General features: G+C 73.8%; 1 protein-coding gene and 1 pseudogene. Both read right to left on the reverse strand.

Translation table 11 applies throughout. From position 1 onward, the window contains the following. Window positions 1-256: 256 nt before the first annotated feature. Window positions 257-1261, reverse strand: a complete 1005-nt coding sequence (gene bcsN / locus MZTS_RS24740; RefSeq protein WP_009866902.1) for a cellulose biosynthesis protein BcsN — start codon at window positions 1259-1261, stop codon at window positions 257-259. A gap of 50 nt (window positions 1262-1311) precedes the next feature. Next, a pseudogene (locus MZTS_RS24745) lies at window positions 1312-1751 on the reverse strand (hypothetical protein); the annotation flags it as partial.

The raw sequence follows: 1751 nt of genomic DNA on the forward strand, positions 1-1751 counted from the left end.
CCCGCAGGGCCAAATGCCGCGCAGAGCCAGCGACGGTCGCAACTGCCGAGCCGCGCGGCCAGGCCAGGCGCCAAGGTCTTGCTTCGTGTGCAAAAGCCCCGGCTCGAGAGGGGAGGGGGTGTCCCCGGTCGAACCGCGTCGGGCGATCCCGCTCCCGCGCTGCCTGTTCGGATCGGGCAGCGCCCCCGGCTCGCTGCAGCTTCCGCCTCGCGACCCGCGGACCGGGCTGCCTCACTTCCAATAACCGGACGAGCGCTCACCGGCTTCCGGGATTCGGGGTAGGCCGATACGCTTCCGCCGGGAGATCGCGTGAAAGGCTTTCGCTGGTCGAGCGACCGGGAGCCGGGCTCGGCATCAGGTCGCGCCCCTGCGGCTCGCCCGGCTTCGGCACGTCGGTGATGAAGCGCTGCGTGCCGCCCGGTGCCGCATTGGAGGCCGGCGGCTCTGTGGCCGGGGCGGCGCCTTCCGGATTCGTCGGAGCGAGGTAGCGGCGGCCGGCGTCACCGGGTGTCGGCGCCGGTGGCCGGAGCGCGGGCGCGGCTTGCGGGGGAGACGGCACCGGTTTCGGCGCGACCTCGGGCGGCGGCGTGGGGGCCGCGGGGCGATTGGCTTGCTGCTTCACGGGCGCGGGGCCCGCCCGTCGAGGAGCAGGGCGCGGCCGGACCGGCGCGGAGCGGACGGTTCCTCCCTCGCCGGGGAGGGTGATGGTCATCCGCTCGACCGAGGCGACGAGATCGTCGAGACTCGCCTGCGCGGTACGGCACAGGCGGATCCGGAGCGACAGGGCGCGGCGGCCGGCGGTCGGCGCGATACCGGCATCGAACAGGCCGGTCCGGCTCGCGACCCGCTGGGCCGCGCTCGCGCGCTCGAACCATTGCCACGCGTAGAGGCAGTCCGCCCCGAGCGCCAGGCCGATCGGCCCGTAGGCGTTGCGCCGGGGCGCCACGATGCGCATGACCTGTCCGGGAAAGCGGACGGCGATCTCACCCTCGATGCCGAACTGGCTCGGCTTGGCCAGACGGGGCGGAAAGGCGAGGAGAAGGTCTCCGGTCTCGTTGCGCAGGCCGATCTCGGCATGGTTGCGGCCGTCGCCGCCCTCTAACCGGATGCGCTGATCGAAACCGTCGCGCAGGCGGGTCTCGACCACCCCGGCGACCGTGCCGGCACCGGGCAGGCGCAGGACGGGGGCGGTCTGGGCCAGGGCCGGTTCGGCGAAGGCGAGGATCAGCGCGGCCAAAGCCGCAAGGCTGCGCTTCGGCATGCTGCGAGAGCCGGTCGTCCCCTTCCGGGAACTGGCGCGATGACGCGGTTTCACGGAAAGCCCTTCCCGTTGGGTCCATTGCCCGAGGAGATCCGGGAGGGCACGGAGAAGCGGTCGCTCTCCGGCGAGGGGCCGCGGCTGCGCTCGGCCTGTTGATCCTGCCAGAGGGTGCCGGGCGGCGGGGTGCCGAGGCCTTCCGGCTTGTCGAGGCCGTTATAACCCGGCAGCAGGGTGAAGCCGTAGCGTTCGTAGGGCATGGGTCCCGCCCCGTTCACGCGCCGGGCCACCAGGGGCGGCCGTGCCGTCACGGGCTCGCGGGCATAGGAGCCGGGGGCCACCGGCTCGGAGAGGGCGCGCTGCAGGGAGGCCGGCGGATAGCGCAGGGGATTGTCGAGAGGAACCGCCAGGGGAAACTCGTTGCGTTGGACAGCCGGCGGCACCGCGCCGTTCCGGGTGCCGACAGTGGCCGCGTCCGGCCGGGGCACCCGGC

It is taken from the genome of Methylorubrum zatmanii, from assembly GCF_014845115.1.
GTDB lineage: Bacteria > Pseudomonadota > Alphaproteobacteria > Rhizobiales > Beijerinckiaceae > Methylobacterium > Methylobacterium zatmanii.

Bases quoted from the DNA above. Each gene is read 5' to 3' on its own strand.
- bcsN (WP_009866902.1), bottom strand. From the start codon at position 1,261: ATGCCGAAGCGCAGCCTTGCGGCTTTGGCCGCGCTGATCCTCGCCTTC.